The sequence below is a fragment of the Buttiauxella ferragutiae genome, assembly GCF_022637515.1.
Classification (GTDB): Bacteria; Pseudomonadota; Gammaproteobacteria; order Enterobacterales; family Enterobacteriaceae; genus Buttiauxella; species Buttiauxella ferragutiae.
The window spans coordinates 903,074-922,751 of sequence record NZ_CP093332.1 but is presented as its reverse complement, the minus strand read 5'-3'; the positions used below and the strand labels follow the sequence as shown (position 1 = coordinate 922,751).

General features: G+C 51.2%; 16 protein-coding genes. 2 read left to right on the top strand and 14 right to left on the bottom strand.

Annotation, left to right across the window (positions count from 1 at the left end; genetic code table 11):
- Positions 1 to 135: 135 nt before the first annotated feature.
- Positions 136 to 897: a 2-dehydro-3-deoxy-D-gluconate 5-dehydrogenase KduD gene (kduD, locus tag MNO13_RS04180; RefSeq protein ID WP_064543736.1), complete on the bottom strand. Its 762-nt coding sequence runs from the start codon at positions 895 to 897 to the stop codon at positions 136 to 138.
- Between the two features lie 379 nt (positions 898 to 1,276).
- On the opposite strand from kduD, the gene MNO13_RS04175 reads away from it, so the two are divergent.
- Positions 1,277 to 2,452: an oligogalacturonate lyase family protein gene (locus MNO13_RS04175; RefSeq protein ID WP_241939568.1), complete on the top strand. Its 1,176-nt coding sequence runs from the start codon at positions 1,277 to 1,279 to the stop codon at positions 2,450 to 2,452.
- A 37-nt stretch (positions 2,453 to 2,489) separates the two neighbouring features.
- Here MNO13_RS04175 and MNO13_RS04170 read toward each other — a convergent pair whose 3' ends face one another.
- The 4 genes from MNO13_RS04170 to MNO13_RS04155 all read right to left on the bottom strand — a co-directional run bounded on the left by MNO13_RS04170 (position 2,490) and on the right by MNO13_RS04155 (position 6,397).
- Entirely contained in the window at positions 2,490 to 2,987 is a 498-nt protein-coding gene (locus tag MNO13_RS04170) for a hypothetical protein (RefSeq protein WP_241939567.1), read from the bottom strand.
- Positions 2,988 to 3,047: 60 nt separating this feature from the next.
- Positions 3,048 to 3,731 carry a porin gene (locus tag MNO13_RS04165; RefSeq protein WP_064543729.1) on the bottom strand — a complete coding sequence of 228 codons (684 nt, stop codon included), beginning with the start codon at positions 3,729 to 3,731 and terminating at the stop codon, positions 3,048 to 3,050.
- 424 nt (positions 3,732 to 4,155) lie between these two features.
- A complete protein-coding gene (locus tag MNO13_RS04160; RefSeq protein ID WP_064543728.1) occupies positions 4,156 to 5,337 on the bottom strand; it encodes an acetyl-CoA C-acetyltransferase in 1,182 nt (393 codons plus the stop codon).
- 22 nt (positions 5,338 to 5,359) lie between these two features.
- Positions 5,360 to 6,397, bottom strand: coding sequence for a sensor domain-containing diguanylate cyclase (locus MNO13_RS04155; RefSeq protein WP_064543725.1), 1,038 nt, complete (start codon positions 6,395 to 6,397; stop codon positions 5,360 to 5,362).
- A gap of 237 nt (positions 6,398 to 6,634) precedes the next feature.
- Here MNO13_RS04155 and MNO13_RS04150 point away from each other — a divergent pair, with 237 nt between their 5' ends.
- Positions 6,635 to 7,471, top strand: a complete 837-nt coding sequence (locus tag MNO13_RS04150; RefSeq protein ID WP_121814977.1) for a cycloisomerase — start codon at positions 6,635 to 6,637, stop codon at positions 7,469 to 7,471.
- Between the two features lie 64 nt (positions 7,472 to 7,535).
- On the opposite strand, the gene MNO13_RS04145 is transcribed toward MNO13_RS04150, so the two are convergent.
- The 9 genes from MNO13_RS04145 to MNO13_RS04105 form a co-directional block, all read right to left on the bottom strand.
- Entirely contained in the window at positions 7,536 to 7,892 is a 357-nt protein-coding gene (locus tag MNO13_RS04145; protein WP_241939566.1) for a hypothetical protein, read from the bottom strand.
- Positions 7,876 to 8,400, bottom strand: a complete 525-nt coding sequence (locus tag MNO13_RS04140; protein WP_064543718.1) for a chemotaxis protein CheW — start codon at positions 8,398 to 8,400, stop codon at positions 7,876 to 7,878. The genes MNO13_RS04145 and MNO13_RS04140 overlap by 17 nt, the downstream gene beginning before the upstream one ends.
- Positions 8,397 to 10,085, bottom strand: a complete 1,689-nt coding sequence (locus MNO13_RS04135; protein ID WP_241939565.1) for a diguanylate cyclase — start codon at positions 10,083 to 10,085, stop codon at positions 8,397 to 8,399. Before MNO13_RS04135 ends, MNO13_RS04140 begins: the two co-directional genes overlap by 4 nt.
- A gap of 11 nt (positions 10,086 to 10,096) precedes the next feature.
- Positions 10,097 to 10,459: a response regulator gene (locus MNO13_RS04130; protein ID WP_121814974.1), complete on the bottom strand. Its 363-nt coding sequence runs from the start codon at positions 10,457 to 10,459 to the stop codon at positions 10,097 to 10,099.
- 11 nt (positions 10,460 to 10,470) lie between these two features.
- Positions 10,471 to 12,615, bottom strand: coding sequence for a hybrid sensor histidine kinase/response regulator (locus MNO13_RS04125; RefSeq protein ID WP_121814973.1), 2,145 nt, complete (start codon positions 12,613 to 12,615; stop codon positions 10,471 to 10,473).
- A gap of 8 nt (positions 12,616 to 12,623) precedes the next feature.
- Positions 12,624 to 14,036 (bottom strand): CheR family methyltransferase, encoded by a 1,413-nt coding sequence (locus MNO13_RS04120; RefSeq protein ID WP_241939564.1) that lies wholly within the window; start codon positions 14,034 to 14,036, stop codon positions 12,624 to 12,626.
- A complete protein-coding gene (locus MNO13_RS04115) occupies positions 14,033 to 15,091 on the bottom strand; it encodes a chemotaxis protein CheB (RefSeq protein WP_121814971.1) in 1,059 nt (352 codons plus the stop codon). The genes MNO13_RS04120 and MNO13_RS04115 overlap by 4 nt, the downstream gene beginning before the upstream one ends.
- A complete protein-coding gene (locus tag MNO13_RS04110) occupies positions 15,078 to 17,177 on the bottom strand; it encodes a methyl-accepting chemotaxis protein (RefSeq protein ID WP_121814970.1) in 2,100 nt (699 codons plus the stop codon). The genes MNO13_RS04115 and MNO13_RS04110 overlap by 14 nt, the downstream gene beginning before the upstream one ends.
- A gap of 181 nt (positions 17,178 to 17,358) precedes the next feature.
- On the bottom strand, positions 17,359 to 19,494 hold the full coding sequence (locus tag MNO13_RS04105; protein ID WP_238392782.1) for an EAL domain-containing protein: 2,136 nt from the start codon (positions 19,492 to 19,494) through the stop codon (positions 17,359 to 17,361).
- Positions 19,495 to 19,678 lie beyond the last annotated feature (184 nt).

Sequence of the window (19,678 nt, the reverse complement as noted above, 5' to 3'; positions counted from 1 at the left end):
AAAACCTCCTGATTTCAGGAGGTTTCTATTTCGTTTCATTTTGTCGGGGGCGCTACGCTTGCCCGACCTACCGAAAGGAATGGATTTCGTAGGGTGGATAAGCGCCAGCGTCATCCACCTTTACTTCAATCCGAATTAACGCGCTAACCAGCCGCCATCAACCGCAACGGTGTAACCGTTGATGTAATCAGAAGCAGTAGATGCCAGGAACACGATTGGACCTTTCAGATCTTCTGGCAGGCCCCAACGGCCAGCAGGGATACGCTCAAGAATGGCAGCGCTACGTTCTTCATCAGCACGCAATTGCTGGGTGTTGTTGGTTGCCATGTAACCTGGGGCAATCGCGTTTACGTTGATACCGTGTTGTGCCCACTCGTTCGCCAGCAGACGGGTCACGCCCATTACTGCGCTTTTTGACGCGGTGTAAGACGGTACGCGGATGCCGCCCTGGTAAGAAAGCATAGAAGCGATGTTAATGATTTTGCCGCCTTTGCCTTGCGCAATGAACTGACGAGCCACAGCCTGAGACATGAAGAACACGCTCTTAATGTTCAGGTTCATGACATCATCCCAGTCTTTTTCGCTGAAGTTGATCGCATCTTCACGACGAATCAGACCCGCGTTGTTTACCAGAATGTCGATTTGGCCGTACTCAGCAACCGCACGCTCCAGCAGAGCGGGAATGCCATCAATCTGGCGCAGGTCAGCGGTCAGGCTCAGGAAGCGGCGACCCAGAGCAGTAACACGCTCAATGGTTTCAGCCGGTTCAACGATGTTGATGCCCACGATGTCACAACCAGCTTCAGCAAGACCGATAGCCATACCCTGGCCCAGACCTGTATCACAACCAGTAACAACTGCAACTTTACCTTGTAGGGAGAACGAATCCAGAATCATGTAGGTTTCCTTTATTTATACGGGCCTGCTGTTAGCGCAAGCATTTCGGGGAAAATATTGTTCGCGCTAACTGCGCAATTCATAAATTACATACGGTGCAAACACTGTTCCGTAATCTTTGATGGGTGAATAGTAATCCTGTTGAAACTGCTTTTCAATTATAAATGAAACGTTGTTTCAGATTTTAGGATGTTCTTTTCATATTTGATAAAGCGATCACGCTTAGCGGCTTACCCCGCCGTTCTGATGCCCTTCTTTGCAACATTTCATACAACAGATATTACTTTTAGTGAATGCAATCACACACTTTGAAACATTGTTTTGATAAATTAGCACCCATTGTTCGTTAATCAATTCCGATAGGTAAAAGGAGAGCATCATGGCTAAAGGTATGCGGGTTAAGCTGGTTTACGAAGTGAGTCAGGACCCAGACACAGGCGTCGAAGTCACCCGCTTAACGCCACCAGAAGTCACGTGTCATCGTAATTACTTCTATCAAAAATGCTTTACCAATGATGGCAACAAGCTACTGTTTGCCGGGGAATTTGACGGTCACTGGAACTACTACCTGCTGAATATCGCCGCAGGCGAAGCGGTGCAATTAACCGAAGGCGCTGGCGACAACACTTTTGGCGGCTTCCTCTCACCTGATGACAACTCTCTTTACTATGTGAAGAACGAGCGCACGCTGTTGGAAGTGAATCTTGAGACGCTGGTTGAGCGTGAAGTTTACCGCGTACCTGATGATTGGGTTGGTTACGGCACCTGGGTGGCTAACAGCGATTGCAGCAAACTGGTGGGAATCGAAATCTCCAAAGACGACTGGGTTCCATTGAACGACTGGAAAATCTTCCACGACTTTTTCCACAAAGGTCCAAACTGCCGCCTGTTGCGTGTTGATCTACAAACCGGTGAAAGTGCAGTGATCCACCAGGAAAAAAACTGGCTCGGCCATCCGATTTATCGCCCATTCGACGACAACACTGTCGCCTTCTGCCATGAAGGTCCGCATGACCTGGTAGATGCGCGTATGTGGATGGTCAACGAAGATGGTAGCAACGTGCGTAAAGTGAAAGAGCATGCCGAAGGTGAAAGCTGCACGCATGAATTCTGGGTGCCAAACGGCTCTTCTCTGATGTACGTTTCTTATCTTAAAGGCCAGCAAGGCCGCACCATTTATAGCTACAACCCGGACACGGGTGTTAACGCTGAAGTGATGCAGATGCCTGCATGCTCACATCTGATGAGTAACTTTGATGGTTCGCTGTTAGTCGGCGATGGTTCCGGTACGCCTGTCGATGTGAAAGACACCAGCGGTTATACCATCGATAACGACCCGTATTTATATGCCTTCGATGTTGCGAAAAAAGCGTATTTCCGCGTCGCTCGTCATGATACATCCTGGGCAACATTTGCCAATAGCCGCCAGGTCACGCATCCACATCCTTCATTCACTCCGGATGACAGCGCCATTCTTTTCAGCTCCGATAAAGACGGTAAACCTGCGCTATATATTGCGAAGATGCCTGCTAACCCGGAATTAATTTCTGCCTGATAAAAGAGTATGTCCTGTGTAGGCCCTTGCCTTCTCTTTATGAGAGGGCTTTTTTTTGCTGACAAAGGGTTTTTGTAGGGTGGATAAGCGTTAGCGTCATCCACCATTTACGCCAGTTGTGTCGGATGACGCTGCGCTTATCCAACCTACGAAGACGTTTGTCATCAGTCTCTGCCTTCTCTTTATGAGAGGCTTTTTTTTGCTGACAAAGGGTTTTTGTAGGGTGGATAAGCGTTAGCGTCATCCACCATTTACGCCAGTTGTGTCGGATGACGCTGCGCTTATCCAACCTACGAAGAAGTTTGTCATCAGTCTCTGCCCTCTCTTTATGAGAGAGTTTTTTTTGCTGACAAAGGGTTTTTGTAGGGTGGATAAGCGTTAGCGTCATCCACCATTTACGCCAGTTGTGTCGGATGACGCTGCGCTTATCCAACCTAGGAAGAAGTTTGTCATCAGTCTCTGCCCTCTCTTTATGAGAGAGCTTTTTTTTGCTGACATTTATTTCCCTTCTTCCCCAGGTGAAGGAAAAAAACAAAATATAAAAAAGCCCCCGCTATTATGCAGAGGCCTGGAGAGGGAATTAAAAATGAAACGATTAGAATGAATAGGCCACACCAACACGATAACGCGTCTGGCGTTCATCTGCGGTTTTACTGCCGCTCACATTACCCAACTCAGCATACGGCGCCCAGTTTTTATCCCATTTATAAGCCACTTTCACGTTATATTCTTGAGAGTCCTTCTTATTATTAGAACGGATCTCATATTGGCTTTTCGCGTAAACATAGTTCAGCTCAGTACGCCAGTCGCCTAATACAAAGCCTGCCCATAAATCGCCACGGTTCACTTTATCATCATCTTTCTTAGCATCATTTGGGTAGCGCGTATATTCATAACGGTAACGTGCTGCCACGTAAAAACCATTATCAAAGCTATATTGTGCATGTAAATTCGGCTTCCAAATGGTACGGTTATCCGTACTTTCGACCGTTAATGCCGGTGTAATAGCGATATTATTTGATGCTTTCCAGCGCCAGCTAATTTGGTCTTCATGACCATTACCAATCAAATCTGCAAATGGTTCATCTTTATTGGTGCCGCCAGATTTCCATTTTGCTTCAACGCTGAAACCTAAACCATTTTCAAAACGGTGAGAAACGGCAACACGGTCTGCGTTAGTACCAGCATCAATATATTCATGACGTAAATCTACAGTGACTGCCTGTGCTGCAACACTAACACCACAAAGAACAACCACACCCAGAGCTTTCTTCAACATGTTCGCATTCCCTTCATTGAAATATCGTTTCATTTTCATGAAACTGAAGTTTATTTTTAAACGAACATTATTTTAGTGATCGGGATCGTAAAAATTTATGTCAAAATACACACATGGCAATATGTGTGACAGGTATCAAAAAAATAAACGATCGCGTCCGAAACTTAGCGGAAAACATAAAGAAAAATAATAACTAGTTATAAAATTTCGCGACAGAAATCACATTGGAATGCTCGCAAACATAAATAATCAAACATTTCAATAAACTTTCAATTTATTTACTTAAGGATATTCCAGGGCATAAAAATATGAATGAAATTAGGATGAGTTTAATAACTCAAGAAGGAGAGAAAGCAGATGAGTTGTACAAATGGAAAATGCAGGGTGGATTCGCGTTAGCGGCATCCACCCGGTGTAACTGAAATTAATCGCGCTCGATGGCCAGTGCTACGCCCTGCCCGCCACCAATACATAATGTCGCCAGCCCTTTCTTGGCATCGCGTTTAATCATTTCATGCACCAGTGAAACCAGGATTCGGCAGCCGGAGGCACCAATCGGATGCCCCAACGCCAGCGCGCCGCCGTTGACATTGACCTTGCGCTCATCCCACTCCAGCATTTTGCCAACCGAAAGCGCCTGTGCCGCAAAGGCTTCATTGGCTTCGATAAGATCCAGCTCATCAAGCGACCAGCCCGCGCGCTCAAGGCAGCGCTGGGTGGCGGTCACGGGTGCAATCCCCATATACGCAGGATCCACACCCACGCTGGCAAAAGCGCGGATGCGCGCCAGCACGGGCAGATTCAGTTCTTCGGCTTTACTTGCACTCATCATTAACACCGCGGCGGCACCATCATTAATCGACGATGCATTACCCGCGGTCACGCTGCCCTGGCTATCAAACGTTGGGCGCAGCTGCGCCAGAGCTTCCGCGCTGGCATCGGTTTGCGGCTGTTCGTCAGTATCGACAATCACCGATTTACCGGCATTCAGCTCAACCGTCACCGGCACAATTTCATCTTTAAAACGCCCGGAATCGATAGCCACCCGCGCTTTGTGCTGCGACGCCAGAGCGTACGCATCCTGGCTTTCACGGCTGATGCCATATTCGCGGGCGAGGTTTTCAGCGGTGACGCCCATATGGTAATCGTTAAATGCATCCCACAACCCGTCATGAACCAGGCTGTCGATCAGTTGGCTGTTGCCTAAACCTGCGCCATTGCGGCTGTCCGCCAGCACATGCGGCGCCCGGCTCATATTCTCCTGACCGCCCGCAATCACCACATCGGCTTCACCGCATTGAATTGCCTGAGTCGCCAGGTGCAAGGCTTTTAAGCCGGAGCCACACACGTCGTTAATGGTGATTGCCGAAACAGACCACGGCAAACCGCTATTGATCGCCGTTTGTCGGGCAGGGTTTTGCCCGGCCCCAGCGGTCAACACCTGGCCAAGAATCACTTCGTCAACTTCTTGTTCGCTCACACCACTGCGCTCGAGCAAGGCTTTGACAACCGCACTGCCCAACTCGGAGGCTGTGCGTGGGGAAAGTGCACCCTGAAAACAACCGATGGCCGTGCGAGCGGCTCCAACGATAACGACGTCTTTCATCATTAACTCCGCAATATTAGAATTATTTAGGGGGGTTTAATGTAGTAATGGCCAGATCCCGCCGCCGTTCTTTCTCGAGATACATCGCGGTATCCGCTTCTCGCAAGGCCTGATCATGATCGGTTAGCGCCGGATTAACCGCGATAACCCCAATACTTGGGCCAGCATAATTAATCACACTGGAATGTAGCTGATACTTGCCCATCAGCAAGTTTGCCAGGCGAATTTTGAAGGCGTCTGCCGCAAATTGCGCCTCGTCAAACTCACCAGGCCCAACGCCTGCGACCACGAATTCATCGCCACCGACCCGGCCTAGTACTTCGTGAGCGCGAACCCCCTCTTTCAGACGTTGCCCCACAGCCCGCAGGAAATCATCGCCAGCATCGTGACCATAAACATCATTGATCTGTTTGAAATCATCGAGATCGGTAAAGGCTAACAGCACGTAACGCGCTTCATCACGCGCCCTGGAAAAGAGTTTAGGTAACTCTTCAAAAACAGCGCGACGGTTGGGCAATCCCGTCAGCTCATCAGTATAGCTGGCGGTGGTCAGCGCGACATTGGCCTGCTGTAACTGCTGTAACAGCCGCTCATTCTGGATCTGTTGAGCAATCAACTGCGCGAAGAGTTGCAGAACTTGTTCACTGCGCTCATTCAACACCCGGTGTTCGGAGCTGGCCGCACAAAGCGTGCCATAAAGTGAGCCATCCGCAAGGGTAACTGGCGTGCTGACATAAGTAGTGATACCCAACACTTTCGCGGCCTGGGAATCGCCCCAGACACTGGCGACATCGCTGGTGTAGCGCTTTCCTTCGTCCAGCGCACGCTTGCAAAGCGTATCGCCCCACGGCACAGAAAGCCCTTCGGGAATCTGCATTTGCCGGGTGTTACGGGAAAAAAGGATATGTTGGAAGCTGCCATCCGGTTCAATGCGAGTCAGGTAAGTTGACTCCATATTGGTCACCAGTTCGAGCATTTCAAGCAGCTGTCGGACAAGACCTTCGAGGGTATATTCAGATTCTAACGCCGTGGAAATTCGCTCGATAAGATTGTCAGACATAAAGCATGATTACCTGTATTAAAAATAGTGCGCAGACGAAAGCCGGGTTCAGGCTCGTTTTTAACATATTTTTAATATGAGTGCTTCTGGCGGAGTTGAGAATTGAGTACGGAGGCGAATTTTACCTATTGGCGGGGGCGCAACACTTGCCCGCCCTACTGATAGCTCTGCTTTGTCATACCACTGAAATAAAAGATAATTAGCATGCTGAAAACTAATAATTCTGTAAGGATACTTATGAAAATTAATTACACTTCAGCATGTTTACTTTGCCTGTTCGCCTCATTTTCCTCTCTTGCTGAACAGGCAATACCAGAGACGTCTCAGGCCACCACCATTAAGCGTTATTCTGTTAAGGAAGCTCGTCAGGCTGTTGCGGTAGATGGCCAGGCATTTTATGCGATAAACAATCAGACCATCGTAAAAATGGATAAAAACACCGGCCGCGAATTAGCACGCTGGCAAGGTGAAAAAGAGGGGCCTTTAAGCCATCTTGATAGCGGTGTGGTATTCGATGGGAAGCTCTATGCAGCCCATACAAACTACCCGCAGTGGCCGATGACCAGTTCTGTTGAAATCTGGGATACCGCAACATTGGCGCATGTTAGCAGTTACAGTTTCGGTATTGACCGTGGCTCGCTAACCTGGATTGATCGCGATGCGAACGGGGTTTGGTGGGGGACTTTTGCTAATTACAATCGTGTCTTTGGAAAAAGCTCTTCGGTATACGGCAATAAATATAATACCCAACTTGTGCGCTTCGACGATAAGTGGCAAGTACAGGAAAGCTGGGTGTTCCCCGATGCTTTAATTGATCTGTTTGATGACATGAGCAATTCTGGCGGCTCATGGGGAAAGGATGGCAAACTCTATATAACAGGGCATGACAACCCGGCTATATATGTTCTGGAAATTCCAAAAATGGGATCAGTGCTCAATTGGGTCAATACCATTAAGGCTGATATTTCCGGGCAAGGCATTGCTTATGATCGCAGTGTAGAAAACAAAATAATTTACGGCATTGTCCGTCGCGATAATTCAGAATCTGAAATTACGGTAAACCAGCTTGAATAAATCAGAGTGTGAGCCTTAAAGGCTGGCGGGGGCGCTGCGCTTGCGCGCCCTACGTGACGGTGTCTCACCAACTCAACAACGGGCTAAAACTTTCATCTTTCACTAACGCCCGCAGCGCCGGGAGCTGGCAACAGTGCTGCATAAGCGCGGGCAGTGGGAAAATATCACTCGCTGGTAGCGTCACATTTTCCAGCTCGCCCCAGAAATACCAGCCCTCTGCCACACCGCTGGCGGGCACCCACAAATGCAGATGCAAACCCTGCTCTGGCTCATCAGGTAAACCTAGCCATTGGCTAAAACGTGGGACGTCATCGGCTTCATAATCCACCAGCGCACAACGCTGCACCTGGCCTGCCGGAATATAAAAATGCACATCCCCAAGCGTGATACGCACGCACGCAAGGTTAAGCGAGTGCGTCATAACCGCTGGTTTCCAGGTAACGCTCAAAAATTAAATCCAAATCTAATAAAGCGAAATACTCTTTCCCAACAGGCACAATCCCCACTACCACTTTCTGCATGGCGGCAGATAAATGCTCAGCCGCCGGATGAATCTGGCTCTGCGCGACGTCCAGCACATCGACTAATTTGTCGACCAGAATCCCGCTTTGCATTTTCTGGCCACGCCCCATCAGGATAGTGCGCTTAGCGACGTTCTCCGCCGCAGGCGTTTCAATCAGCGAGTTAAGGGTAATCACTGACTCCACGCGCCCACGGTGATTGATTACCCCTTCAAGCGAGGGCGGGCAACCTGGCACCCAGGAAATCGGGCGGTCGGCCAGAATCTCTTTGATTTGCGCGCCGTAAAAAGCAAAGTTTTTATCGGCGACTTTAAATAACACCAGGCTGCACTGCGGCTCGTCGACATTGGTAATTTCGCGCTTTTCGGTCTGATACTGGCTGAGGATTTGCTCTAATGGCTCGCTCATGCGACCTCCCTATCTTCAGCCAGGCAATAGCGATTACGGCCACGCTGTTTGGCGCTATACAACGCCTGGTCGGCACGGTCGCGGATGGTGTCGATTTCGTCACCCGGCAGCCACGAGGCAATGCCAGCACTGAACGTGTTGCTAAAACGCGTCTGGTTGACCGAGAAGTGAATCTTTTCAAACCCCTGGCGCAGCCGTTCCACCACCGCCGCTGCCTGCTCTTTGGTGGTCCCCGGCATAATGATCGCGAACTCTTCACCACCGTAACGGCCAACAATATCGGTGCTGCGCAGGCGATGAGAAAACAGCTGTGAGATCCCGAGGATCACCTGGTCGCCCGCCACATGGCCGTAAGTATCATTGATGCTTTTGAAGTGATCTAAATCGACCATCACCAGGCTGAAAGGCACGCCGCTATATTTGGATTCAGTGATCGCACTTTCCAGATAATGGGTGGTGGTCGAGTGGTTATACAAACCGGTCAAGCTGTCTTGCGACATACGGGCACGCAGGGTGCGCATTCTTTCCGCGCGAATCGACACCGCGTTAATCAGCTCCTGCGGGTCGGCCTGCTTGATAATGAAATCTTCCGCACCGGTGCTCATCGCGCCAAACTGGGTGGTTTTATTGGTTTCGCTGGAAAGATACGCGATAGGCAAACCGATGTGCTGCGGGATCTGGCGGATCAGTTTGGTCAGCTCTTCGCCGCTGTATTCCGGCATATGGAAATCCATCAGCACAATGTCGATCGGATGGGTATTCAGGACATTCAGCAAATGTGGAATTCGCGAAAGCACGTGTACTTCCATGCCCGCCATGCGCAGCATTTCTGCGTTGTACTGCGCCACTTCCGGCTCATCGTCAATCAACAACACCTGATACGGTTTTTTCAGCGAAGGCTGCGTTAAGCGATGCAGCTCCTGCACTAAATCGGTGGTGGCGGCGGGTTTCACGTAGTAACCATCGCAGCCCGCTTTTATCGCATTAATCCGCGCGTGGAAATGGCTGTGACAGGAAAGATAGAGCACCGGGAACGGCGTGCCGACTTTCTTTTTCAGATCCGACATTGCCAGCGGGCCGCCGTAGGCGTGCTCGGGGAAACTGACATCCATAATCACCACCGATGGCGGCTGTGAAATCACCGCCTTGGTAAAATCGGCGGTGTTGGTAAAGACATAACAAATGAAGCCAAAACAACGCAACTGAGTCGCCAGCAATTCGGCCTGCTCGCTTTCATCATCACACAGGTAAACGGGCTTGATGGTGCGGTTAATCGCCACTTCTTCCTGGCTGGAGGCAGCAATCGGGAATTTAACCAACGCATCTCCACCGCGACGCGCGCTTTCCGCCTGCTCTTCCGTCAACGCATACAACTGCCTGATAACCTGCGCTAATTTACCAAACAGCGCCTCATCAAGCGGATAATTCACCAATAAATACTCACCTTCAGACGCCTGGCTGGAGATTTTACTGAAGCCAAACGAAGCGCTGGTGCCATGAATACTGTGCAACAGCAGATGCAGTTGCTTGCTGTCCGTTTCATTCGGCTGGGCGCTTAATTTAGCCAACAGCTCTTCGGCCTGGCCCAGCATCTTCGGGATGCGTTCCAAAAAGCGCTGGCGTAGGCGAGCAATTTTATCCTGCGCGGTATTCATCGTGGTTTGCGTCAATTCTTGTTTCATCATGATTGAGTAATCTATTCAGCCGCCGCAACTGGCATCAGTAATTCATTCACCACCGCCACCAGTCTTTCCGCCATATTCTCGTCTTTCTTCACCCAACAATCGGGGATAACGGTAATGTCGGTCATCTCGCTGGCGCTGAGTAACACAAACGGTTTGTTCCAGCCGTTGGCACGCAGCATCTCTAACAGATCCAACCCGGTAATTTCCGGCATATGGAAATCACTGATCACCAGCTCAATCGAACTGTCAGAATCCAGGTTGGCTAATGCGCTCAAAGCGCTTTCGGCAATCAGCACATCGTAGCCGTTCATTTCCAGAAATAACGCCGCCAGTTCAGCCGCGAATAAGTCGTCATCCACAAGTAATACACGCATCTTTTTCTCTCTTAACACAGCAGCATTTTCAGTGTTTCTATCAGGCTATCTTGTTCAAAATCACCCTTGGCGATATACGCATCCGCACCGACCTGGATCCCGCGGCGGCGGTCTTCTTCTTTGGCTCGTGATGTCACGATAATAATCGGGATATGCTGGTAGTTTTCTTCGGCGCGCAGCGCCCTGGTGAGCGAGAAACCGTCCATCACCGGCATTTCGACATCCGTCAGTACCGCGTCAAACTGCGTCAGCCGCGCTTTTTGCAAACCAGCTAAACCATCTTCAGCCAGCGTCACCTGATAGCCGTGGGCTTCAAGCACGTTTTTCTCGATTTCACGGGTGTTCATAGAATCGTCGACGATCAGCACATGCCAGGCATTCGCCCGCACTTGCGGTTTTGTCGCCGTGGCTCGCGATTGCCCGCGCTTCTGCGCCATCTCCATCAGCACCGGAACCTGCAAAATACTCACCAGTTGGTTATCGGGCGACAACACCATGCCGGAGACTAAAGCCTGCGAGCGCATGTGCTTCGGCAGCGGCTTAATCATCATGTTGCGCTCGTCGAGCAGGTTATCCACCAGCATCGCCATCTTGCCGAACTGGTTTTGAATGATGATCAGCAGCAAGCTGGTTGCCATGGGCGCGGGCGCAGTCTGGCTTGCAGGACGGTCCTGGATGCGCAGCAACTCGGCGGCGGAAATCACCGGGATAAATTCGTTATGCAGAATGATCGCCGGGCGGCCAGCAATGTCGCGGATTTCATCACGCGAGTATTTCACCACTTCCACCACATATTGCGCGGCGAGGCCAAAGAGATGGTTCTGCTGCTCGAATTGCAAAATGCGCATCATCGCCAGCGAAATAGGCAAGCGGATAATAAAGGTGGTGCCAACCCCGGCGCGGCTGTGTACCTGCAAAGTACCTTGCAGATCCGCGACAATGGTTTTACGCACAATATCCAGCCCGACACCACGGCCAGATAATTCAGTGACAATCTTACTGGTTGAAAAGCCAGGGTGGAAAATCAGCTCGTTACATTCCTGCTCGGAAAGCTGATCGACCACCGCCGCCTCCACCAGCCCCCGCGCCACCGCTTTGGCGCGAATACCGGGATAATCCAGACCACGGCCGTCATCTTCCACGCGCAGCAAGATGCCACGCCCGTCTTGTTGGGTGGTCAGCGTGATGGTGCCACGCGCCGATTTACCTGCTGCCAGCCGTTCCGCTGCCTCGCCAATGCCATGATCGATAGCGTTACGCAGCAGGTGCGTTAACGGTTCAGACAGACGGTCAATTAACTGCCGGTCGATCTCAACTTCGCCGCCCAAAATACGGCAATCCACCTGCTTATTGAGCGCGGTCGCCAGTTCGCGTACCTGCGTCGAAACCGGTTCGAACAACATCGATACCGGCAACATACGGATGGTGGTCGCCACGTCGTACAGTTCGAACATCTGCAAATGCTGAACCTGGAAATCTTCTTTAAATTGGCGGCTAAATTGCACGATCTGCTGGCGAAGCTGTGCTGCGTCCATTTGCGCCAGCCGCGGCCCAAGGTTCGCCAGGCTTTGCACTTGCTGCTCCAGGCGGTCATGGCTGGCGACCACTTCGCCCAAAATGTTTATCAGGTCATCGAGTTTCTCGAGCCTGACACGCACCGAACTGGCCTGTTTCAGCCCGTTATCCACCGCCTCAAGATTTAGCGCACTGAACGGTTTTTCCAGTGGCGGCGGCGTGCTCTGCTCCGCGCTGCTATCCATTTCGCCACGGCTGGCGCGCGCCAGTCGCTCGCATAAGGCTTCATCGGCTGGCGGTAACTGATTGTTGCCGTCGGTGGCCGAAAGCTGGGCCAGTTGATCCGAAATGTAATCACAGGCTTGCAGGATCAAGGTGCCAAGCTGTTGGTCCGGCGCGAGCTTTTTATCGCGTAGCTCGCTTAAGATCTCTTCAAGCTGATGGGTGACGTCAGCGATGCTTTGCAGCTTCAGCATCCGCGCGCCCCCTTTCAGGGTATGGGCGGCACGAAACATCTCGCCGATTTGCGCGTCGCTACTTTCGCCGGACGAGAGCAAAAACGCGCCCTCTTTTACGGTGTGTAAATGGCCATTGGCTTCATCAATAAAGCGCAGCACAAATTTTTTAAGATCGATAGCCATACGCTTCTCTATTGCCCATCCTGACCGGTGAACTGCGCCAACTGATGTTCACAAAGAAAACGAAACGAATTACTCGGAAATGACAGCGGCAGCCGCAGTGCGCAGGCGTTGCTGGTGTTATTCAATTCCGCATTGAGCAATTGCAGAGTGATGCGGTAAGTGCGCAGCGCCGGGCGATACAGCTCGCTTTGGCGATACATTTCCGCCAGGTAATAATGCGCGGGCCAGTAGCCAGGCTGTTGATAAACCACCTGTTTAAACCAGGCAATCGCCTGCTGGGTGTGGTGCTGCCACATCATTGCCAGCCCCAGCAGCATTTTCGCTTCTGCCGACCATTCATCCAGTTCCAGAACGTGTTGCGCGCTTTGCGCAGTCTGCTCGAACTCGCATTTTTCCAGCGCAATCGCCCCTTTGATAACCAACGCTTCCTGATGATGAATATCGCAATCCAGCACCTGGCTTATCCACTCTTCGGCCTGGGAAAAGCGTTTTTCCGCCACACACTCCAGCGCCTTTTTAATCCAGATTTCACACTGTTGCGTGGCACGAACGGGATCCGCAACACAAGGTGCAGCGGCAGGCATAACGACGGGTTTCACGCTGGCGCTGGCGACCTGAGCACGGGAAATTTTCGGCTGGCAGAAGTAAAACAGGCCGTGTTCCTGCTTTAATTTCAGGATGCCAAAGTTATTGGCCAGCGTTTCCGCATTGCCGAAGAACAGCGCGCCATCGGGTTGTAACATGGTGAGCAAATTGAATTGCAGCAGACGCCGCGTTTCGTCATCAAAATAGATCGAGACATTGCGCAGCAAAATAATGTCGAACTTCGGCTGTAGCTGCTCTTTGACAATGTTCGAACGGTGGAACGTCACCTTGCTACGAATCAGATCGTGTAACTGGAACTGGTTGCCGTTGCGGGTGAAATAATTTTGCTGCAAAAGCGGATCAACACCGCGAAACGAATAACTGGAATAGTTTGCCGCGCGCGCTTTGTCGAGAATTTTGGTGTCGATGTCGCAACCGTGAATTTCCACACGGGCGGCAAAATGGTCGGGGTATTTCTGGTGCAGTTTAATCGCCAGCGAGTAAGCTTCTTCACCGGATGAACAACCCGCGCTTAAGATGCGCACCGGGCCGCCGCGCTGCTCGAGCATTCTCGGCACCAGCGTGTCGCAGACCATATCCAGCACTTCCGGCTCACGGAAAAAGTAGGTTTCGTTGATGGTCAGCAGGCTAAGAAGCTTGTCGAACTCGCTGGTCGAGACGCAGAGTTTTTCATAGTACTTTTCGCTGCTCTCTTTCCCGCGCTCGCCCATACGCTGCAACAAAGCGGTGTTGAGCAACCCTTCCATGCCGTTAAAAAAATGCAGACCGACTCTGTCTTTGATCAGCGCTTTGAAGTCCGCAATATTGGGGATCATGGCAATTTGCCCTCGAATTTCCCTTGATGAGCCATCGCCAGCAACGCTCCCGCCAGCTTTTCCAGCGGCAAAATTTTGTGGATGACGTTTTTATCGATGGCGAATTTATTCATGCCGAACACTACGGAAGTGACTTCATCTTGCGCGAGGGTTTTACCGCCCTTGTGAAAAATGGCTTCAATGCCGCGACAACCGTCGCTGCCCATACCGGTCATGATCAGCCCTACGGATTTTTCGCCATACACTTCCGCTACCGACTCCAACAGCAAGTTGCAGCTTGGGTGGTAAACATCACTCGTCTTGCGCGGAATGGTGGCTAAACGATGGTGTTTTTTAACCACCAGATGGTGCTCAGGCGGCAAGATATACACCCGCCCCGCGGTCAAAATGTCATTCTCCCCGGCAAGACGCACTTCCAGTTCGGTGACGCTATCCAGCCACTGCACCATGCTTTTCGCAAAGCCGTCAGCGATATGCTGGGCGATGATAATCGGGCAGGGAAACACCGCCGGTAGCGCCTGCAACAATTTGCTCAAAGCCTGCGGCCCGCCGGTTGAGCAGGCAATCGCCAGCACAAACGGCCATTGATGATGCGGGGCTTCGGTTACGCTGGCGGGTTTTGTTGGCGGCTCGGCATGATGGCGCAGCCCCTGGATATGGCGAATCACCTTTACGCCCACCAGCATTTCAACCTGGCGATGCAGAGCCTGGGTCGCTTGCAGCGATTCCCCCTGGTTGTCGACCACCGCCAGCGCGCCACGGGTAATGTATTCCGTGTCCCACTGCGCGTCGGCGTAGTAACGCATCACCATGATGGGAATCGCACAGGTCGCCATAATGGTTTCGACGGTTTCGACGTTTTCGCTATCGGGCGCACCTAAAGTCAGCACCAGCAGATTGGGCGCCATCTTTTGCACCAGGCTCGCCGCCTGTTCGCGTTGCACCGCCTGCCCGACCACGACAATGTTCTTATTCATCTCAAGCTGGCGGATCAGCGAGTCTCGCGACTCGCTGCCATGATCGACGATCAGCACGCGGATTTTAGGTAGGGTCATCAGGGTTATCCGTCAATTTGAAGGACCCGGTGGCCTGGTTCAGCTCTTTGGAGAGCTGAGTCATATCCTGGCTAATTGAAAGAATGTCTTTGATGGATTGCGAGGTGTAATTACTGGCGACCACGATTTCACGCAGCGCCATCACCACCTGATTACTCGCCGTTTTCTGCTGCTGAGTGGACAGAGAAATCTGCATCGCCGCCGTCGAAGTTTGTTCTGCGGTCGCCACAATGTCATGCAAACGGTCGGCGCTCACTTTGCAGGCTTTGGTGCCCGCTTTAATGCTGTTGCTGCCTTTTTCGGCGTTGAGCACCAGGCGGTTAATCGAGTTTTGAATCTCGCTGATTTTGTTCTCAATTTCAAAAGTCGATTCGGTGACTGAATCGGCCAGGCGGCGAATTTCTGCCGCCACCACTGAGAAACGCTTGCCAGATTCACCGGCACTTGATGCTTCCAGTGCCGCATTAAAAGCAATCAGTTTGGTTTGATCCGCCACGTTGTTGATGATCACCATCACGCGGCTGATTTCTTTGGACTTGTTCCCGAGCATCATGATTTCACGCATGCTTTGCTGGTTGTCGCTGTCGATGTCGGCCATGCGGGTCAGCAACTCACCCATCGAGTCGGAGCCTTTGTTGCAGTCTTCCAGCGTGACGTTGGCAATATCGACCACCGCACGCGAATGCTCGGCAATCTGCGTTGAGGAGGCGGACAACTCTTCCATCGTCGAAGTAATTTCCGCCACCGACGAAGAGGTTTCGACACTGGTTGAGGCTTGCCCGTCTACCGCTTCGGTAATGTTTAACGCCGCTTCATGAACGTGATGCGCATGGGAAACCACTTCGCCCACCAGCGCATGCAGCGAGGCGCGCATCTTCTCATTGGCACTGAGCAAATCACCGATTTCATCGTTGTGATCAACATGCACATCAACGCTCAGATCGCCCTGCGCAATAGACTGCGACACTTTCAGCACGTTGTTTAAACGGCGGGAAATCAGGATACGGCTGGTTCCGGCAATCAGCAGCAAAATCACCGGCATCAGCAGCACGCTAAACAGCAACAGGCTGTTACGCACCAGATTGCTGCTTTTGGCAACGTCATCCACGTAACTAGTGGTGGCGATGATCCAGTTGATCCCTTCAATATGCTCAAACACCGAGACTCGCTTGCGCGGTGCCGCGCCGTAGCCGCTAACGGTTTCGTAATAAATGGTGCCGTTTTTGCGCGCCAGAATATCGGCATAGCGTTTGTAGCCGTGGGCGTCAGTAATATTCTCGACGTTCTGGTTGGCTAATGTTGGGTGAGCCACCATGTGGCCTGGGTTAAATCCGGCATCCAGCACGTAGGCGTAACCACCTTCGCCAATATGCACCGCCAGCAGCTCTTTAATCACCGGTTGCAGCGCCAGTTTGACGTCAAAACCAATCGCCACCGCCCCGACAACCTGGCCGTATTTATCGGCAATCGGTTCGTAATGGCTGATGAATTGTTTGCCGTATAACACCACCACGCCGGTAAAAGGTTTATTTCTGGCTAATTCGGCCAGCGCCGGGTTGTCGTGGCTGAGGACGGTGGAGGTGGCAATTCGTCCCTCTTTGCCCTGTAACGAGGTAGAGACGCGCACAAATTGATCGCCTTCGCGGACAAAGGTCGAGGCAAATACACTGGTTAATTCAGTGAAATGAGCATTAATGCTTTTGTCATTTAATAGCGCTTTTAATGGCTCGGCATCCATTGAGTGCAGCGGTACCGAAGACATATTTTGATAGTTGTTGATATAAACGTTGCTGTAGCGTTCAGCGTCGCGCGTCACGCGTTTATATTCAGTGAGAATATTGTTATGGAATATCCGGGTATTGGAACGCAGCACTTCCAGCGCATTGCTTTCCAGCTGCTTCGATAAATAATTCGACAGCAGAAATGACGCGCCAACCAGCAACACGCCAATACACGCCACCAGCATCAACCCCAGCTTCATGGCGACACCCACGTGTAACTTATGCAGCCATGCTGTCAGACCACTTTCCCTGGTAGCGGAATATTCAGCCTCTTCCTGACGCTTGAATTTAAATAAGTGACTCATGGGTTTCCATTTTTATTGTGGTGTAAGAAGGTTCTGCTGTTCGTTTCATTGCTGTTCATTGGTGGATGACGCTGCGCTTATCCACCCTACAACTAATCAAAACTGATGGATGACGCTTCGCTTATCCACCCTACAACTAATCAAAACTGGTGGATGACGCTGCGCCCCCGACACCATCGGATCACACAAGCGTAAGCAAAGGCACTGGCTTACCGATGTGATAACCCTGCAACCAGTCGACATTCATTCTTTCCAGGCAAAGCTGAATACTTTCGTTCTCAACATATTCGGCCACCACCTGCATATTTTTCATTCTTGCAACATGGCAAAACGACTCAACAATGTAGTGGCTGACTTCGCTCTCGGTAATTTCACGGATAAACGAGCCGTCGATTTTTAAAATATCGGCGCTGACATCACGTAACCGCGCATGGCTGGAAAAACCGGTACCAAAGTCATCAATTGCTACCCGACAACCGAGGCTTTTGAGCGAACGCACGGTGTTCTGCGATTGTTCGGTATCGGACAGTGCGTCTGCTTCGGTTATCTCAAAGATGATGCGCTGCGGATCCACACCAAACTCGGCCAGCAGCAACTGCACGCTGTGAACAAAACTGGCGCGACACACCGTGACCGGTGCGAGATTGATCGAGAAGCTGCGATCCGGCTGCTGCTGCATGGTTTTTAGCGTGTTGCGGATCACCCAAAGATCGATATCCGGCGCGAGGCCCGCTTCGGTCGCTACTGGCAAAAAGCGGTCCGGCGGAATAAAGCGCCCTTCTTCGTCCAGCATACGCAGCAAGATCTCGTGGTAGCGCTCTTCGCCACGGGTGCTGACAATCGGCTGCGCCATTAACACGAAGGCGTCGTTATCCAGCGTTTTTTGGAGCACCGTACGAATATCAGTGCGCCCGACGATGTAACTTTCCAGAATGCGGCTGGACTGCGCTTCAAGGTTTTCAGGTTTGCCATTGACCAGCGACAGCCCGGAAACAATCCCCAGCTTTCCGGTCAGGCTGTAAACGTCATTACAGAACTGAGTTGCCCGGCAATAGCCGAGGCCGCTGCGGAAACCAAGCTGCTGATTGTTATGTGAATAACGAAAGGTGTTGGCGGATTGATACAGCAGGCTGAGCCTTCCCCAGCTCGGGTCGTCAAGCTTGAGCAGCAGGCCATAACCCGCGTGGTAGTAAATTTTCTCATCGCCTCGCAGATTGCTACGCAGGTGATCGGCGAGCTTTTTTTGGTATCTGGCGCGAAAGTGCAAACCGTAACGGCGCGAGAAAAGTTCCATTTCGGGAACCTGAATCAGGCCAACCGTGGAGTGTGGCGACTGTTTAATATCCGCCTTTAAGGCACGCAGATTCGGCATGTTGGTCATCGGGTCGGTTAACCCCATTTCCAGCAGCTGATCAAAGCGTAACTTATTGAATCTGGACAATACGCCCATGATGACGATGGTCAGCGTAAAGACAAAAATAGCCGTCGACACCAGCACCTGGTGCAACATGAAGTCGTCGTTGAGGGCAATGTAGTTTTCGTTATTCTTAGCCAAAATGATAAGCATCACCGTCCAGATTGGCGCGGTGAAGAGATAGCCGATGCGCACTGAGCTCCACAGCATCAGCGGGAAAATCAGGATCAGGCTGTAAAAGGTAAAAAAGACGTTGTCTTTGAAAGGGATGTTGAGAAAAATCATCAAGACAAGCAGCGATACCGCCCAGAGCGTAAAACGGATGTACCCGACGCTTTCTGAAAACTGTGCGCCGATAGACTTCAGGCATATCGCGGCATATTTCGGGCGGCAGATAATCCTTAACACGGTATAAAACAGCGGAATACCAGTTACGCAGCCGTTCATCACCCCCTGGATTCTGACCAGCGTTTCCGCGTTAAACACATGCTCAAACGCCATCGCAGCGCAGGGATGATAAGTGGTAAACAGGCAGACCACTTCGCTAAACACGGTATTGAGCAAGGCGTTGCACAAGCACAGCCAGATGAGCCGTTGACTGGTGAGAATGATGCGCCCAAAACTGGATGGGCTACGCCAGCCGGTGCTTTTGGCATAGAAGAAATAGCTAATCAAGGCGGCGGCCAGATAGCCAAGCAGCTCATAAAATTCAGTCAGAGGGCGCAATAACAGGGTTAATACGCTGAGCAAAGCCAGGCCTGCTACGGCGCGGTAGCCAAACAATACCAGTACGGCGGAGATGGCCGCTAATTCGAGGTCATAGACCACCAGAACCTGGTCATCAACGATGAGATGGCTGCTGAGCAGTTGCGCCAGTGCGTAAAGCAGGCAGGGAAGAATCAACGGTAAACCCCACCGTTTATTAGTATGCGCTGTGCTATCGCTCGCTATAGAGTCCAAGAATTTAACCCGTGTTGTATGCTTTAGAGTGCTATTTATGTGATTTGGAGAATGGACAGAATATTGCAGAATACATAATCAAAAAAAAACAAATACGCTGTTAAATTAGCAAGTAATTAACAACTAT